The 17,727-nt window shown below is 58.2% G+C and carries 14 protein-coding genes; 8 read left to right on the plus strand and 6 right to left on the minus strand.

Features of this window, described 5'->3' with window-relative positions; genetic code table 11:
* Positions 1-186 precede the first annotated feature (186 nt).
* On the minus strand, positions 187-2,478 hold the full coding sequence (locus tag CA85_RS06120; protein ID WP_146390383.1) for an arginine/lysine/ornithine decarboxylase: 2,292 nt from the start codon (positions 2,476-2,478) through the stop codon (positions 187-189).
* A gap of 141 nt (positions 2,479-2,619) precedes the next feature.
* Positions 2,620-3,438, minus strand: a complete 819-nt coding sequence (locus tag CA85_RS06125) for a hypothetical protein (protein WP_146390384.1) — start codon at positions 3,436-3,438, stop codon at positions 2,620-2,622.
* A 327-nt stretch (positions 3,439-3,765) separates the two neighbouring features.
* On the opposite strand from CA85_RS06125, the gene hisC reads away from it, so the two are divergent.
* The 3 genes from hisC to CA85_RS06140 all read left to right on the plus strand — a co-directional run bounded on the left by hisC (position 3,766) and on the right by CA85_RS06140 (position 7,358).
* The gene (hisC, locus tag CA85_RS06130; protein ID WP_146390385.1) at positions 3,766-4,839 is read left to right on the plus strand and encodes a histidinol-phosphate transaminase; all 1,074 of its coding nucleotides are present in this window, start codon (positions 3,766-3,768) and stop codon (positions 4,837-4,839) included.
* A gap of 246 nt (positions 4,840-5,085) precedes the next feature.
* Positions 5,086-5,673 (plus strand): imidazoleglycerol-phosphate dehydratase HisB, encoded by a 588-nt coding sequence (gene hisB, locus CA85_RS06135; RefSeq protein ID WP_146390386.1) that lies wholly within the window; start codon positions 5,086-5,088, stop codon positions 5,671-5,673.
* Between the two features lie 890 nt (positions 5,674-6,563).
* Complete coding sequence (locus CA85_RS06140) at positions 6,564-7,358, plus strand: SGNH/GDSL hydrolase family protein (protein ID WP_146390387.1); 795 nt, start codon at positions 6,564-6,566, stop codon at positions 7,356-7,358.
* Here CA85_RS06140 and tsaE read toward each other — a convergent pair.
* Complete coding sequence (tsaE, locus tag CA85_RS06145; protein WP_146390388.1) at positions 7,348-7,938, minus strand: tRNA (adenosine(37)-N6)-threonylcarbamoyltransferase complex ATPase subunit type 1 TsaE; 591 nt, start codon at positions 7,936-7,938, stop codon at positions 7,348-7,350. The two genes, CA85_RS06140 and tsaE, sit on opposite strands and share 11 nt — an antisense overlap.
* 9 nt (positions 7,939-7,947) lie before the next feature.
* Entirely contained in the window at positions 7,948-8,184 is a 237-nt protein-coding gene (locus CA85_RS06150) for a hypothetical protein (RefSeq protein ID WP_146390389.1), read from the minus strand.
* 326 nt (positions 8,185-8,510) lie between these two features.
* On the opposite strand from CA85_RS06150, the gene CA85_RS06155 reads away from it, so the two are divergent.
* Positions 8,511-9,047, plus strand: coding sequence for a malate synthase (locus tag CA85_RS06155; RefSeq protein WP_146390390.1), 537 nt, complete (start codon positions 8,511-8,513; stop codon positions 9,045-9,047).
* Positions 9,048-9,484: 437 nt separating this feature from the next.
* On the plus strand, positions 9,485-9,937 hold the full coding sequence (locus CA85_RS06160) for a hypothetical protein (RefSeq protein WP_146390391.1): 453 nt from the start codon (positions 9,485-9,487) through the stop codon (positions 9,935-9,937).
* A gap of 314 nt (positions 9,938-10,251) precedes the next feature.
* Here CA85_RS06160 and CA85_RS06165 read toward each other — a convergent pair whose 3' ends face one another.
* Positions 10,252-11,430 (minus strand): aminotransferase class V-fold PLP-dependent enzyme, encoded by a 1,179-nt coding sequence (locus tag CA85_RS06165; RefSeq protein ID WP_146390392.1) that lies wholly within the window; start codon positions 11,428-11,430, stop codon positions 10,252-10,254.
* The gene (locus CA85_RS06170) at positions 11,427-13,703 is read right to left on the minus strand and encodes a transglutaminase domain-containing protein (protein ID WP_246112546.1); all 2,277 of its coding nucleotides are present in this window, start codon (positions 13,701-13,703) and stop codon (positions 11,427-11,429) included. The genes CA85_RS06165 and CA85_RS06170 overlap by 4 nt, the downstream gene beginning before the upstream one ends.
* Positions 13,704-13,772: 69 nt before the next feature.
* Between CA85_RS06170 and CA85_RS06175 the strand changes: the two genes are divergently transcribed.
* From CA85_RS06175 to CA85_RS06185, 3 genes are all read left to right on the plus strand, one after another.
* On the plus strand, positions 13,773-16,310 hold the full coding sequence (locus CA85_RS06175; protein ID WP_186774767.1) for a PVC-type heme-binding CxxCH protein: 2,538 nt from the start codon (positions 13,773-13,775) through the stop codon (positions 16,308-16,310).
* Positions 16,311-16,465: 155 nt separating this feature from the next.
* Positions 16,466-16,888, plus strand: coding sequence for a hypothetical protein (locus tag CA85_RS06180; protein WP_186774768.1), 423 nt, complete (start codon positions 16,466-16,468; stop codon positions 16,886-16,888).
* A 67-nt stretch (positions 16,889-16,955) separates the two neighbouring features.
* A complete protein-coding gene (locus CA85_RS06185; RefSeq protein WP_146390395.1) occupies positions 16,956-17,504 on the plus strand; it encodes a tetratricopeptide repeat protein in 549 nt (182 codons plus the stop codon).
* Positions 17,505-17,727: the final 223 nt, after the last annotated feature.

The raw sequence follows: 17,727 nt of genomic DNA on the forward strand, positions 1-17,727 counted from the left end.
AGTACCGGCTGACGCCTGAGTACGAGTACGATGTCACTTCGTGCCAGAACGAAGTAGTTGTCGCCGGTTGTGGGGGCAATAAGCTGCCGTTCCAGGGGATTACCGCCGGTTGGCGTCTGCTGAGTATGGGGAAGCTGGATTCTTCGGTCAAACAGAAATCCTTGGGCAATTTAGACACGAGAGGATTTAGCAAGCTGCCGTTCCGGTCCGAATGCAGTCGACATAGTACCGTGGAACGCCGTCGACCGTTTCCTCCACGAGGCCGTGGATGTCGGTGTGAAAGCCTGGGAATTTCGCATTGAACTTGCGGGCGAATTGCAGGTACTCGATGATCGTTTGATTGAAACTTTCACCGGGGATCAACAGCGGGATGCCGGGCGGGTAGGGGGTTAACAACACGGCTGTGACCCGGCCGAGCAGATCGTCAATTTGCACACGATCAATTTCCCGGTGTGTCATCATGTCGTACGCATCGGATGGTTTCATCGCCGGCTGCATATCGGACAGGTACATCTCGGTCGTGACCCGAGCGATATCGTTTTCCTTGTAAGTCTCGTGAATGGATTGGCAGAGATCGCGCAGTCCGATGGCCTCGTACTGCGGGTGCTGTTGGGCGAATTCCGGCAGGATCTTCCACATCGGCAGATTCCTGTCGTAGTCATCCTTGAACTGCTGCAGGGCGCTGACGAGCGTATTCCAGCGGCCTTTGGTAATACCGATCGTGAACATGATGAAGAACGAATACAGCCCGGCCTTTTCGACGATCACACCGTGCTCGGCGAGGTACCGCGTGACGATCGACGCGGGGATCCCGGTGCCTGCGAATTGGCCATTGAGATCCAGCCCCGGGGTGACGACCGTACCTTTGATCGGATCGAGCATATTCAGTCCGGGGGCGAGGTGCCCGAATCCATGCCAGGGGGCATCCGCCTCCAGCATCCAATCCGCTTGAGTCCCGATCCCATCGCTGGGGATTTCGGCTGGCCCCCAGACTTGGAACCACCAGTCGTCGCCCCACTCGGCGTCGACCTTCCGCATAGCGCGGCGGAAATTCATCGCCTCGAGTATGGACTCCTCCACCAAAGCGGTGCCACCGGGCGGCTCCATCATCGCTGCGGCGACGTCACATGACGCGATAATCGCGTACTGCGGCGACGTCGACGAGTGCATCAGATAGGCTTCGTTGAAGACATGACGATCGAGCTTGCGAGTCTGCGGCTCTTTGACGAGAATCTGAGACGCTTGCGAGATCCCAGCCAAAAGTTTGTGGGTCGAGTGGGTGGCGAACACCATCGATTCCTTGCACGTGGCGCGGCCATGGCCGATGGCGTGCATATTCTGATAGAAGTCGTGAAAGGTGGCATGGGGCAACCAGGCTTCATCAAAATGCAGCGTGTCGATCTGGCCGTCGAGCAGCTCCTTGAGCATCTCCACGTTGTAAACGATCCCGTCGTAGGTCGATTGGGTGATCGTCAAGATACGAGGTTTGCGATCGGGATGAGCAGCTTGGGCGGCGCGGGCGAACGGGTTGGCTTGAATCTTCTTCTGAATACTATCGGGATGAAATTCTTCCAAAGGAATCGGTCCGATCAATCCCAGGTGATTGCGTTTGGGCGTCAAGAAAACGGGCACGGCACCGGTCATGATGATCGCGTGCAGGATCGATTTGTGGCAATTGCGATCGACGACCACGATATCGCCCGAGGCGACCGTCGAGTGCCAGACCATTTTGTTGCTCGTCGAGGTACCGTTGGTGACAAAGAAACAATGATCGGCATCGAAGATTCGGGCGGCGTTGCGCTCCGAGGCGGCTACGGGACCGGTGTGGTCGAGCAACTGCCCGAGCTCCTCGACGGCGTTGCAGACATCCGCCCGCAGCATGTTCTCTCCAAAAAACTGGTGAAACATTTGGCCGACTGGACTTTTAAGAAACGCCACGCCACCGGAGTGGCCCGGGCAATGCCAGGAGTAAGATCCGTCACGGGCATAGTCCAGTAACGCTCGAAAGAAGGGCGGGGACAAACCGTCGGTATAGGCACGAGCTTCGTGCAGAATGTGACGGGCAACGAACTGCGGCGTGTCCTCGAACATGTGGATGAACCCATGCAGTTCCCGCAAGATGTCATTAGGAATATGCGCCGACGTGCGAGTTTCCCCATACAGATAGATCGGGATATCGTTGTTCTTGAACCGAATCTCTTGGATGAATTCGCGGAGCTTCTCAATCGCCGATCCTTCTTGGTTCTCTCCCTTCTCGTCTATCTCGGACAATACCTCTTCGTCGTCGATCGAGAGAATGAACGCGGAGGCGCGAGATTGCTGCTGGGCGAACTGGGACAAGTCTCCGTAACTGGTCGCGCCGATCACCTCCACTCCCTCAGCCTCGATCGCCTCGGCCAACGCACGAATCCCTAATCCTGACGTGTTCTCTGAGCGGTAGTCCTCGTCAATGATCAGAATCGGAAAGCGAAATTTCATACAGGACCTTTGCGATGCGATCCGCGAATCGGTTCAGCAGCAGCTCAGAGGAAGAAGCAAAGCTGAAGTCTACGCGTCGGCGGCCGTTCGTCAACGTGCGCCAGTACAGATGATTTTCGCTAGACTCGACTCCTGTCGCATTCAATCTTCATGAAAGACGATGGCCTGCAATCGATCGATGGAGGTCAAGGTTTGGCTGGAGGAACGCAGTGGCGGAATCCGCTGCATGAATTTAACGTTGACGCCCTTGGATTTTAGAAAGCGGTGGAGCCGTTTGGGGTCGTCGTCCCGGTACCGCTCGGCGACTTGGTAGAGGCGGACGCCATAGGTGGCATCGACGAGTCGTTCGATCACGCTCGTCCACCATGTCATCCAATCTGGCTCTCCATTGACATCGGATTGGCTGGACTGATGAGGTTGGTTCTGAGATGAATCCGTATCCACTTCCGTTCGTGCTTGCTCGGCTTTCCACTGCCGGGTTAACGCTGGAGGTAGGCAGGGGTCGAGGGTCGTCGCTTCGAACTGCAAGGCGCCGAGCAGACTGTCCTGGGGGCAGCGTTGTACGAAAGCGTCCAGTAGCGCCCCACGCCAACTGCCGCGTTCAATCGGCAGCCCCGTCGTGATCTCCATCGCAACGAGATCGGCCAACTCGATGTAGACCGCTTCCACGGTGGCTTCGAAAATGGCAGAAGCTGGCGGTGCCTGACGGGCCGTCAGAAGCGAGGTGGTCACCCGTTCGAGCAACCAGATTCGCTGTTCAAGTTCCCACATGGAAAACCAGTGAGGAGGCAGGAATCCGTAGCCGCCCGCCGCCTCGTCGAGCGCGGGCTCCGAGCCCGGGTCGGTCGGCTCCGTGTGGAATTCCGATGTCAACTGGTCGAGCATCATGCCGACCGCGCCACGGAATAACGCCGCTTCGGCTCCCGTGAGGCATCGCATGCCGTTGGTCAGTGGCCACATGGTTGGTTACCGCAGGAGGAATGATCCATTTCAACTCACGCTCAGTCTATTTCGGATTTTTTCGGTTGCACTGATTTTACCAGATCGCCAGCGAGGAATTCTTGCCCAGGCCAGCCGCCTGGGTTCGTCTGCAGCCAGCGGGGAACTATTTTGCAACGGCGGGGGACGCTGGCAGAATATCGGGGCTATCGCCTGTTTTCGCTGGCTCGCCTAAAATCCATTCGCTCGTTCAAGAATAATCGTCCGATTGGTTTGCCCTCCTTCATCGAGAGCTAGCAGTTCGTCGCTAGTAGTTCGCAGCTATCCGCTCTAACCCCCCTCACTGACTTGCAATTTCGCCCCGCTCTGACGCAGATGAAACCGTATGCTCCAGGGGAGCAACCGCCGCCGGGCAAGTTCATCAAGCTCAATACAAATGAAAATCCGTACCCGCCTCCCCCGGCGGTCATCCATGCCATCACCGAGGCCGCGAGCGGTCCGCTGAACCGGTACCCCGATCCCATGTCGACGAGCTTTCGCCGCGCCGCCGCGGAGGCACTCGGGCTGCCCGGTCCGGAATGGGTGCTCGCAGGAAATGGCAGCGACGAAATTCTGACGCTGCTCGTTCGCGGGTTCGTCGGCGAAGGACAATCGCTGCGTTTGCCCTCGCCGAGTTACATCCTCTACCGCACGCTCGCCGATATCCAAGGAGCGTCATGGGAACAGGTGGAATTCGACGAGGACTGGCGACTCCCAGCTGAATTCAGCCAATCACGCGACGACCTGAGATTGGTGTTGCTGCCCAATCCGAATAGCCCCAGCGGCACCGTCGTGCCCCCTGCAGAAATCGAATCGATCGCCAATTCGCTGGCGTGCCCCCTCGTCGTCGACGAGGCCTACGCTGACTTCGCCGAAGAGAATTGCTTGGACTTGGTTCAACGCAACGAGCACATCCTCGTCACCCGAACACTGAGCAAGTCCTACGCATTGGCGGGCATCCGCTTCGGATTCCTCGTCGCCCAGCCGCAGATCATCGCGGAACTGACGAAGATCAAGGATAGCTACAACTGCGATGCGATCTCGATCGCAGCGGCGACAGCAGCCATGCAAAGCCAAGCTTGGTTGGACGAAAACGTGGCAAAGGTAAACCAAACGCGATCCCGATTGGCGAGCGAACTCGCTGGACTCGGATTCGACGTCGTCCCCTCGCAAGCCAACTTCGTCTGGTGCACGCACCCCAGCGGCCAACACCGGGCCATCTACGAGTTCCTGAAGACCAATCAAATCTTGGTGCGATACATGGACTTTGGTGACTGGGGTGATGGGCTCCGCATCAGTGTCGGCACCGACGAACAAATCGACGCCTGTTTGTTGATGATCCAGCGTGCTCTGACGCAGTTGCCTGGCAACACTCAGCGTTGACGCGTGGACGTTCGCTCCGCGGTTTCCCGCTAACCCTCCCACCGATCCCCGAATAGCACTTACTTTCGTTTGCGAAGCGGTCTTGGTAACCCGACGCGTGAGCGAGGACGATCTCTTGACCACGCAAAGCACTGCATTTTCCTCGCTGACGCATCGGGTTACCAACCTAGTCATGCCCCAAACGGGGCCAAAGCAAGTGGCATTCGCCAAGCCCCTCCCTTTCTCCACCCTCATTTGAAAAAAACGATGTCACGCACCGCTTCGATCGATCGCCGCACCGGCGAGACTCAGATTCAACTCTCCGTCGATCTCGACGGCAGTGGGGGCGGCACCCGCCAAAGCGGAATTGGGTTTCTCGACCACATGTTGGACCTGTTCGCCAAACACTCGCTGATCGATCTCAACGTGGATGCGACCGGTGACTTGCACGTCGACGATCACCATACCTGTGAAGATATCGGCATCGCCTTAGGTAGCGCGATCGATGAGGCACTCGGTGACCGCGCCGGCGTGTATCGCTACGGGCACTTCACCTTGCCCATGGACGAATGCCTCGTGACGGCGGCCGTCGACATGGGAGGACGCTACGCGTTTGAGTACCGCGCACCGATTGCTGCCGATAAGATCGGGACATTCGACAGCGAGCTCGTTGAGCACTTCTGGCAATCGTTTGCTGCCAACGCGAAGTGCAATCTGCACGTCGTGCTGCACCACGGCCGCAACGCTCACCACATTTCGGAGTGCGTTTTCAAAGCGACCGCACGAGCGATCCGGATGGCGGTCGAGAAGGATCCCCGCAATCAAGCCATCCCCAGCACCAAGGGCGTGCTGTAGACCATCGGGTTGAATGTTCTTCTTAGCAACACACGATGACTCAGTGTCGGTTTTAGTAGGGAACGAGGCGACGGGCTGTTGATTACCCACAAGTTTTCCTACGCCGGAGGCGTTGAAGAAAATAGGCGGTGGTCGAGCGCAGCGAACACCACCGGAAACGCCGAGATACACGCGTGCCAACCCCGAATGGGGTTGCAGATCATCCACGACGAGGTCTGCGACCCACTTCGGGGTCGACGCTCCACTGCCAATGAACAACCTTAGGTGACGCTGCGCTGACCTACGGCTATTTTCTATCATCCCTTTCGGGATACTTGTGGCTCATCCGACGGAAGCGTGCGTCCGAGGTTTTCAAGGCATGGCTCCAGTATCCAAGGATTTATTTGTGGGATGTGATTATCAATGTTAGACTGACACTGCCGGGAGAAACGGAGCCGAGCTCTGCAGAGGTGCTGGCTTGGCAAGGGATATCTCGGTCGCCAGCGTTTCCCTGCAAAAGCGGTACGCCAATGGTGTTGTCGGTCCCTGGCGAGCGTTTGTTCGTCAGGGACGCATTTTTGAACGATCATTGGATACGAGAGCCATGCCTCAAAAAAACTTCCGCTGTGCTCTGCGCACGCTTCCGTCGGATGAACCATACTTGTGGGTAATCGAGGACTCGTCGCCTCGTCCACTACGACAGAAATTGATCGTGCGTTGCTTCGCGCCGCGGAGGTCGTGCCGTTTTTAAGTGATGATGACTCAACGATTTCCTTCACCCGCCCGGCGAAGCTGGGAGGGTCGGATAACGAGCCTTTCGCGAGCCTTATGGGGAGGGCCGACAGCGCACCGAAAAGGCCCAAACCAGCGTGCGTCCCCTCCCCGAACCTCCTCGCTTCTTCAGGATCAGCATGACCAGAATTCTTTCGCGTGCGACGTTGGCGATTTTTGTGTGCCTGTCTCCAATTCAATCCGCAGTCCATCCAATCTGGGCGGCCGAGCCCCCGGCCATTGAAACTCCGGGTCACATCCCGGGCACGACACAGACGCAAACCCTTTCGCAGACCATTCAACTGGAACAGTTGCATCAAGAGCTCCAAAAGAAGTGGCCCGAGAACCGAATGGTGCGGATTGTCTTTCATGGTCACAGCGTTCCCGCAGGATATTTTCGAACCCCGGCAGTGAGGACGTTTGATGCCTATCCAAGCCTGTTTCACCGACAGCTTTGCGATCGCTATCCGACCGCGGTGATCGATGTCAGCGTCACGGCGATTGGAGGCGAGGATTCCATCAGTGGCGCCCAGCGATTTGAACGGGATGTGTTGTCGCTGCGCCCCGACTTGGTGTTCATTGACTACAGCCTCAACGATCGCCGCGTCGGGCTTGAAGAGGCGGCCGGGGCATGGCGGGCGATGATTCGAGCGGCGCAGAGAAAAGGTGTCCCCGTTGTGTTGTTAACACCAACTCCCGACACTCGCGAGGATATTCTTGACGACACCACATCGCTCGCCCAACATGCCCGGCAGGTCCGCGACCTCGGGGACGAGTTTGGATTGCCGGTGGTCGACTCCTACGCTGCGTTCGCCCGTCGCGCCCGCGCCGGTGAAGACATCGAGCATTTGATGGCTCAGGGGAATCATCCCAACCGTGAGGGGCACCAGATCGTCGCCGAGCAATTGATCGAGCTGGTCGAAACTAGCCGATAATCCCCTGATCGCGGAGGCGGGACTCAACGTTCCCGAGCCATGCCTGACGCTCCGGATCCGATGATTGCAATTCGATCACGCGCCGAGGCTGCGGGGTGTTGCCGAGGGCATTCTCAGACGGCGCATTGGCGAGGGGGGAATCATCCGGGATCTCAATCCGGACCCAAATCGTATCGGCGGGCAGGCAATCGGCAAAGCGATCAGCCCACTCCATCAGGATCCACGCGCCCGGTGTCTCCCACAGCTCATCCATGCCGAGCTCCCACAGCTCGTCTTCGTCGACAATGCGGTACAGATCGAGGTGGTGGAGCTGGATCGTGGCGGCGGGACGATCGCCTACCGCGGCGATGGGGTAGCTTTTGATCAGTGTGAAGGTCGGACTGGTGACCTCAGCGGGATCGATCCGCCAAGCGGAAGCGATCTCTTGGCAGAACCGAGTTTTCCCGGCCCCCAAAGTGCCAATCAATCCGAAACAGAGTGATCGAGGCGAGCTCGCAGGGATGCTGTTTTCAGCATCCTCCGCGACCAAGGCGCGAGCCAATTGGGCAAGCTGCTCGACGCCGACACCTGTTATTCGCATGGTCCGAAACTAGGGAGTTTCGCTGCCAGCGGTCATGTTGTCCGAAGGGATTTCGGTGACGCCGGTCATGTTGTCCGAAGGGACGTCCGTGACACCGGTTGTGTTGTCACCAACTTCGGGGGTGACTTCAACAGCCTCAGTGCTGATGTCGACTTCTTCGCCACTGGGTTGTGCTGGTGGAGGGCATCCAACCGTAGTGGTCAAAAGTGCCAATGCGAAGACGCTGGAGATGATTTTCTGAGTCATAGCTATCGTGAAAAAGGGTGGGACGGGACGGTAGGACGGATCGTTCGCAAACAGGTCAGGGCACCAGTTGAGCACCCACGAGCCAACGCCTGCGTTCCAACCTAAGATTAGCACAGTCTTCGAATTTTGCACCCACACACTGTGTTTTTTCTTCTCGGGCGGCGCATAGGAAAGCGTCCAGGAGACGCCTCATAACCAGCACGCCGGGCACAACCGACACCAGGGATCCGCTCAGAGAAGGAAAATCACACACTGTGCCTTGATTGCTGGCGAGGGTGCCGACGATAGCTCCTCCGGACGCCACGCATTCTATCGGGCTATGAATCATGAATCGACGACTATTTTCTCAGCGATATTTCCCACCACTGGCAGCGACTCTTCTCATTTTGACAGCCGGGTCGACGACCTCCGCTCAAGGAATTGAGGAACTCTTCGGTGATTCCGATGACACGAGTTTGATCTTCTTCCAAGACCCCAGCGGTACTGAGGAAAAGCCTGCTGATCCGTTCTACGAAGACGCTAGTGACGAACGCGAGAATTTTGAATCACTTCCTGCACCGTCGAAGTCAACCCAACGCAGCAAATCAGAATCGCAGCGCAGCGGCGGAGACGTCCACAGTCCGTCTGACCTGCGCCTCACCGGCCAATCAGGATCGCAAGCCGAACGGCGACGGGCTAAGGCGATGCAACTTCGTCAGGCGCGAGCGCTAGCGGAAATGCGGTCTCGGATGGCACGATTGGAAGCTCAGCGGTGGGGGCTGCGACCTTCTCTACGGCCGTCATGGCCGGCTGACCCGATGACGGCCAGCCGTTCCCCGGCCAACATCACCTACATTGTCCCGGTTTACGTCTGGGGGCCCTGAGACCTGGTCATTACCCACAAAACCGGATCCCCTGCAAGCTGTGTCGATACCGCGGTTTTCTAAATTGAAAACGCCGCTTCGGCGTGTGACAAGCACACGGGGGAGCAAACTTGTGGGTAATCAACAGCTCTAAGACCTCCACGGCAGCGGTGCGAGAATCGTCCGATTGGCTCCCCAGGAGCTCACGCGATGTCCCTCACCAAGCGGAAAGTGCTGCTCTGTTGGACAAGTCGCTCTCCCCCCAGGATTTGGTTTACTGAAAGCCTCGTCGGAGAGGGTCAACTCCCTTTTCGAACACGATTGACCGCGAATCAACCTGTTGGTCTGGACCTGCCCAGTATCGATTCAGTAACGGAGGGAAGAACTGCCCGTGTCGCCCAGAGCCGACACTCCTTTTCGGGCAGCAACTTCTCATCATTCCTGGAGTATCGATCAAGGTGCTACACAATCACGATCGCCGTCGATTTTTGATCAACATGTCGCTGTCGGTGTCGTCGACCACCCTTGCCGGATGTGGATCGATTCTTCATCCCGAGCGCATTGGCCAGCCGCGCAGCGGACCGATCGACTGGAAAATTGCGGCCCTCGATGGCGTCGGATTGATGCTGTTCTTTGTCCCTGGTGTGGTCGCTTTCGCGATCGACTTCTACAACGGAACGATCTTCCTGCCCTCTCGCAACTACGGTGAGATCGACGCCCAGCGCGAAGACGAATTGCTGGCGATCGAGGTTGAGAAGAATGAGCTCTCTCAAGAGAATGTCGAGCGCGTCGTTTCGGAGCATACCGAGCAAGACGTTGTCCTCGGACCTGGGAAGTACCACTTCGAGCCACTCCCTGCGATCGAACAATTTTGGGGGCTCGCCGGCCGCATGCGAACCGCGCTGAGTTAAGCAGGTATGGGTAATTCTTTCGGTGTAACTCAATTAGCCGGTGGGCGCTAGCCGAATACCGCTTACTTTAGTTTGCGAAGCGGTCTTGGTAACCCGACGCGTGAGCGAGGATGATCTACTGACCTCGCAAAGAACGGCATTTTCCTCGCTAACGCATCGGGTTACCTACCTCGTTATGTCCTCTCCAGGGGCCAAAGTAAGTGCCATTCGGCGCTAGCCGCGGTTTTCTCGCGTTAAACGCAAAGCGTCAATGGAACCGGAGCTAGCGCCCACCGGCTAATATACCGAACAATTTGTTCATACCTGCTTAGCGCCTATCCAAGACACAGTTCACGGCTCAAGGCATCGGTGAGCCGATGGACTTGGTCGAGATCGTTGTACGCCTGCAGGGACATTCGCAGCAACCAGGCGTCACCCGCGGGGCTGGGCACGACGGGTAGCTCCAAGCGGTAACACTCCCGCAATCGCTGCTGCAGCATCTCTCCCTGCACCGGCGACTGGGATGTCATTGGCAGTGGGATCGCTACGAGGCTGCCGATCATCGCGTCAGGCACGGGGACTTCAATGCCGAGCGCATCGACAACGATATCTCGCGCAGCGATAGCCTTGCTGTGGTTGGCATTCATCAGGCCTCGTATTCCATCGCCAGCGAGCGAATCGAGAAAGTCGATCGCGGTCGGCAGCGCGAGGATGGGGGAAGGGTCGTAGGTTCCCGTCCAGTCGAATTCCGCAAGGAAGCGAGATCGGTCCGGTTGCGAGCGATTCGCTGCGTGGCTGATCACGGTGGGGCGAACCTCTTCCTGCCACTGCGGGGCCACCCACAAGAATCCCGAGACCTTGGGACCGCACAGCCACTTGTGGTGATTGGCCGTGTAGTAGTCGGCTCCGAGTGCGTTCAGATCGAGCGGTAGCATCCCGGGGCCATGAGCACCGTCGACGAGGACCCGAGCGCCAGCTTGATGCGCCAGGTCCACGATCGCATCGACCGGGTAAATCATACCCGTTGGGCTGGTGATATGATCGATCAACAGCACGCGTGTTCGCTCGTTGATCTCCCGCTCGATCGCGTCGATCACCGCATCGGCACTTCGTAATGGAAAGGGGACGTTGGCAACACGCACCACGGCACCACTTCGGTTGGCCACATACTCGGCCGCGTTGATGCAGGCGTTGTAGCCATGGTTGGTCACCAAGATCTCGTCACCGGCTTGCAGCGGCATCGACTGCAGGACCGCATTGACGCCTTCGGTCGCATTGCGAACGAAAGCGAGATCGCTGGCGTTCGCACCGACTAAATCCGCCATCACCTGACGCACCCGATCGAGCTTGGGGTTCAAACTGCGTTCGGGCGCGAGAAACTCGATCGGATCTCGCTCCAATTCATCCTGAAACGCACGCTGGGCAGCCAGCACCACCCGCGGTGTCGCCCCAAAGGACCCATGATTGAGAAAGTCGAGTGTGGGATCGAGTTGCCAGTGTTCGTGTCGGTTCACTCGTCCCCCTGATCAGCAGACGTCGCGTTGGGTGAATTCACAGCATCCCCTTCGTCATCAAGGGGTGCTTGAGCACTTGGTATTGGCAGTTCGACGGTGACCGATGCTGGGAAAGCCAAATTCGGATCGCCACGCGCGATCAATGTGGTCGCCAGTTCACCGATCGTCCGTTCCACCAGGGATTCGTGCAGGATCTGTCCATCACTGACGATGGTGACCGGTCGATCGAGGTCGACGATCCGGTCGTCGAACCGGACCTGAACTCGCTCAACACCTTCGGCGAAAACGGAAATCGTTTGCTCCTCGACTTCGGCAATGATTTCACAGCGCGGCTGACAATCGGCTTCGTCGACAGCCAGCCAATAGAAATCGGAATGCGTCACGTCGTCTTGCACCCACACGATGCGATTGGGGGTGGGATTTCGCGTGTGTTCTGACATCCATTCAATCGCGACAGCATCCTCGCGGTCCATCCAGTGCCCCTTGTCGGGATAGATCTTGACGAAATGCTCGTATCCATCAGGGTCGTCGGCGCGCAGTTTCTTGAGTTTCTCTTTCCACTCTTTCGCGATTCGATTGCGATCGTAGGCAGCATCTTTACCGCCGACCTGCAGGGCGAAGGGAACATTTCTCAGGCCCCGAGCAGAGGTTTCGTTGGGATGCCCAGCCATCATTGCGGCGGCGGCCCAGGTGTCGGACATCCGCGGGGCGATCTGATAAACCCCATCGCCACCGGCGGAATATCCCATCACATAGACCTGGTTCCAATTGACGTCTTCGATGGCCACCATGTCTTCAATCAATCGTCGCAGCAATCCATCGATGTGATCTCGATGCCATAGGTTCCAGGTGTCCGACGGCGCACGCGGTGCGACATAGATACCTTGGTCGAGCGAATAGAGTCTTTTCTGGTTCTCCCATTGGCGATCGTTGACGACTTTCGGTGCGCCACCTCCACCGTGCATCGAAATGTACAGACTCCATCCATCGGCGGGCTTCTCCCCAAACGTTTTGTACGAAAACGGCATCTGCCATTCTCCCTGACGAATGACACCGGATTCAAATTCTTCTTTGCGGTCGCGGCGAAGTTGAGCGAGATGCTTCTCGGCCAAGATCTGGCGTGCCGTGACAGTGTCTTCTTTCGTGAGGGGAACCTTGGCAAAGTCCTGCCGCGAGAGCGATGTGAGATCGGAATCCATTGCCAACCACGCGCGCGTTTGCTCAAGGGCATGGCGCGAAGCGTTCTCGTTCACTTTGTGCCTGCGAAGGGCCACGTATCGCTGCGTCACATCGACGGCCGGGATCGAATCGTTCTCCGGCGCCCACACACAGGGAAAGGAGAGCGAAGACTGGCCGAAACGGGTCGCGTAGATCACGTGCTTCGGGTCGTCGGACGTTGCCGCAGCGGCGCGGCCGATGAACCATCCATCGTTGAGATGATCGCCTGTGGGTTCGGCAGCACCCGTGAAATGCCAGCCGTCATCCCAAATCTCCACCCAGGAATGATTCCCGCTACCATCGCTCCACAGTGGTGTGCCAACGAATCGTGCCGGGACGCCGACGGCGCGGCACGCGTCGATCAACAACACCGATAGACCCGTGCACGATGCCGTCGAACCCTCGATGGATTCATACGGACTCTGGTCGGCCTTGGCACGCCGGGTTGAGTACCGCACGTCGAGCAGCGGGAAGATCTGCTGGTTCAGAATCACCGCGACTTCGCTCGCTGTTTCTGCCTCCGCGACAAGCGGTAAGAACCGTTGGCGAAAGTCGGCACGCCAATTATCTCGACGCTCGTTGATGCTCGCATACGGGAGGACATCGTTGTAGAAAATGGGGAGCGGCACCGACTCCGCCCAGGGATCCGACGCGCGTGATTGGTAGGCAAGGTCGACATTCTCGAGCAAGAACTCGGCCGAGAGTGATTCTAAATCGGCCTCGGGCATGTTCTTGATCAAGAACTCCATCCCGCCTCGCTGGGCGTCGGGAACGTTGCTGAGTGCCTCTTCGAGCTCAGCTCGATTTTCTCCCGCCGCCGACAATTGCGTTTCCAGCTCATCGGGCGCCGCCGCTTGGCTGGTGCTCATCCCGATCATGCTGAGTATCAGCAGTAGCCATAGCTTGCTGGCTCTTCGGCCCCACCGCGGAGTATTCCAGACGAACTCGGCGACGGGTCGGGTGTCCGGCATCTTCAAGATCAGAGATTCATGCATGGGAGACAGCTTTTCCAAGTAAGGAATGCGGGAACCATAAGTGAGCGAATCGATTATCATCGGGTGCGTTCGAGTGATCGCGATTGAGAAATGTCATCCTATCATGACTGTCAGCTTCCGAGGCCCATCATGCATTGCAAACTTGTTTTAATTGTTCTAGCGGCCAGCTGGCTCGCCGCACCGCCGCTTCACGCTGAGAATGACGGTCGCAGCAAACCCAGTCATTCGGAGGTGGCGTCCCCCGATATGCTCGTGCCCGGCTGGATCATCGAGTCGGTGGCGTCCGAACCCGAACTGGTCACGCCAACGGGCTGCTGTTTCGATGAGGCAGGTCGACTGCTGGTGATTGAGTGCCACACGCACTTCCCACCGGACAAGTACCCAGGCCCGACAGTCGACCGTGTGTATCGGTTTGATTCCACTGAAGAGGCCCCCAACGCGGGCCGGCAGCGTCTGTTCTACGAGGGCGGGCAGGCGACGATGGCAATTGCAGATTTGGGGGATGGCTGGATCGGTTTGCTCTCTCGAGATGGGCTCCGGCGGGTCCGCGACAATGATGATGATGGCATGGCCGATCAAGTGGAGACGGTGTTACAGCTGAAGACCAAGGCGAACTACCCGCACAACGGTTTGTCCAGCCTCACCGTTGGCCCGGATGGTTGGCTGACGATTGGTCAGGGCGAAAACTTTGGCGAGCCCTATGAACTCATCGGTTCGGACGGTTCGAAACAAGTCGGCGGCGGTGAAGGGGGCAACCTGTTTCGGTGTCGCCCGGATGGTTCCCAGGTGCAGCGGATTGCCACGGGGTTCTGGAACCCCTTTGGATCTTGCTTTGATCCCGCCGAACGTCTGTGGGTGGTGGGGAATGATCCGGACTCGATGCCTCCCAATCGCCTGCTGCACATCGTTCCCACCGCCGATTACGGATTTCAATTTCGTTTCGGTCGGGCTGGCACCCATCCCCTGCAGTCCTGGGACGGCGAACTGCCGGGCACTCTACCCATGGCCGCTGCGGTGGGCGAAGCGGCCTGTGATATCGTCGTCCGTGGCAAGTATCTGTGGGTGACGAGTTGGGGTGATAACCGCATCGAACGCTATGAGATGCATCCCGATGGCGCGTCATTGACGGGCCGCACCGAAGTGGTCGTCCAAGGCGACGCCCATTTTCGTCCCGTGGGCCTCGCCCTTGCTCGAGATGGCAGTCTCTACGTCACCGATTGGGTCGACCGCAGCTACCAAGTCCATGGCAACGGTCGACTATGGCGGCTCACCCCTCCCGCCGACCAGGATTTTGCTGCAGGCAGGTCCAGTTCAGATGCATTTCCGGGCCTCAGCGAGGAGGAGCAGCGCGCCGCACAACTGCGCACGAGCGACTCCATCAGCCTGCAGCAGCGGATCGAGGCACTCGGCAGCGACGATGCCTTTCTCCGTCAGGCTGCGATCGCGGGATTGATCGATTCGGATCAACTGAGTGAAGTCGAGCTTGCCACGAAGCTATCACCGACCCAAGCCACCGGGGTGCTGGCGGCCTGGCGTTGGATCACGCTCACCGCTCCCAACGAGACCGCCGCCGCGAAACAACTCCATGAGTGGATCGCCTGGGGGTTGGATCACCCAAGTGACGAAGTGGTGATCGCGGCGATCCGCTATGCAACCGAGGCCAGTGCCGACGAGCACCTCGCGGCGGTCGAACGCCTGCTGACTCGTCCGGCACTCTCGCCGCGTGTTTTCGCAGCCGTCGTCTCTTCGATTGCCTACCTCGAGACCGGATCGGCAGCGGGTTCGGTTCGGGACCCAGCGACTGAGGAACGATTGATCAAGATCATCAGCGATTCGGCGCAGCCCGCGACCACTCGCGCCTTGGCGCTTCGCTGGCTCTCGGAGCAGGCCGAACAGATCACCGCGTCGCAGCTCGCCGAGTGGGCCGGGGAGCTGAACTCACGTGAGTTCTCCTTGGAGGTCACCCGGCTGCTGGCGGCGCGGCAATCCGAAGCGGCGAGCAATGTCCTGGCGGAGATTGCCGCCAATGAGGCACTCGACGACCAAACCCGCGCCGATGCTCTCGCTGGGCTGGCTCGCAATGCCGGAGCCCACGCAGCGATCATCAACAAGCTTTCGCTGCCACGACAATCCGAAACGCTACGCACCGAAGCGAATCGGATCTTGAACCGGCCGACCGGTGAGCCGATCGACCGCGTCCCGGGCAAAGAAGATTTCCAAGAGTGGGATGCGCTCGTGGGCCATGGCGGCGATGTCGATGCGGGCAGACGAGTGTTCATGCGCAAGACATGCATCCACTGCCACGCCCACAACGGGCGGGGGGCGCGGACAGGACCTGACCTGTCAACGCTCTCGGGCCAGATCACGAGCCGGAGGGTGATCGAGTCGATCTTGACCCCGAGTCGCGAGATCGGGCCGCTTTATGTCCCCTGGAGAATTCTGACGGTGGATGGGCAAGTACTGACCGGGCTGAAACTGCACGCCCCAGGCGTGGGCAATGCCCTGCGATTCCAGGGCGCCGACGGCAACACATTCGACGTTCGACTCGAAGACATCGAGGAACAGAAACCGATCGATCAATCCATCATGCCAGCGGGTTTGGAGCAAGCGATGTCAGTGCAGGAGTTTCAAGACCTCGTCGCGTTTCTCACCGAAGAGTCTCGCTGAACGAGATCACTTCCAGTTTCTCTTCTGCCGCCGGGCCTATGGTTTCAATGCAGCCCATTGGACTTGCCAGAAGTGATATGCAGCCGATAGTCTAGCGAGTCGGTGCCGCGTTTAAGCGATGAATTCGATTGCGACACCGCATTCTAAGAGACACCATGATACGCAACCAATCCAGTCAGCACTTGAATTGTCTACGGGGATTCCCTCAGCGATGGGTTTTCGTCGCGCGACCATTGCTGACCCTCTTGGTTTTCGCTGTTGCTCTGATGCAGGTCGTCTCTGTTGGTTTGACTGCCTCACGCGACGTGGCGGATCACTTTCCCAACTCGCTATGGAACCAATCGCTCAACGCCGCCACCCATGTGGCGGAGCATTGGGCAACCCAGCCAACGGCTGTGCCACGAGCGACGGGTGAAAAGTTAAACGAGCTGGAACCGCTCAGCGGTAGCTTGGCAACGCTGGCTGCGAACGGGGCCATCCCGAGCTTTCTGCACCGAGAGAAAACTCATTGCGACCTGGATGGACACCGCCACCATTCGAAGACTCTCGTGAGTTTGAACGTGCGACTGCAGATTTAAGAGCGTTCGACGCTTCTTTCTTATTTCTACCAGTGCATGTTTTCAATATTTCATGAAAGTACAGACGATGTCTGCGCAGACCCAAACAAAAAAAACAATTCAACCATCCGACTGTTCTGCCACCACTGCTCGGCATGACAATCGTGCAGCGACACCACTTAACCCAGCGATCCAGAGGGCGTGGAAACTCATCAAGCAGGACAACTATCTCGGAGCAGCAAATGTACTTATCACCGCTGGCCGTGATCCTCAGGTTCGCAATACCTTGGGCGTTTGTTTCATGCGGGCAGGCCGCGCCGAAAGTGCTGCTGAGCTGTATCGCGGATTTGTGCTCATGCAGGGCAGCCTGCGCGAGCGGCCGAACATCTGCAATGCGTACAAACGGAACTTCGCCACTGCGTTGTTCATGAACGGACTGCCAAGCGGCGCGTTGTCGGTACTGAGAGACACCCGTGAGCCAAGCCACCCGCGGGCAATCCAACTCTACGCGGCGATCAAGGACTGGGAAAAGTCGTTGCCCTGGTTCCAGCGACTGGACTGGATCCTCAACGGAGTCGAACCAGCTAACAGCTCCATTTCGCTGCAGTTTGAGCCGGGCGAGTTTGATTTTGATTGACCACTCAGTCAGACAACGCCCCAACGGGGCAGTCCTATGATAGCCCCAGGCAACGCCTCTCTTTATCCTACACATCTTTTTTTAGCCCGTTCCGAATGCAATATAGGCTTCGCGGTACGCCTGCAGTCGCCGCAGTCCACGCCAGATTACGGTGGAACCGGGCGGTCCTTGCCCTGTTTTGTTCAAGTAGCCGCCCAACTGCGCCAACACCAGCATGAACTCG

The organism is Allorhodopirellula solitaria (genome assembly GCF_007859855.1).
GTDB classification, from domain to species: domain Bacteria; phylum Planctomycetota; class Planctomycetia; order Pirellulales; family Pirellulaceae; genus Rhodopirellula; species Rhodopirellula solitaria.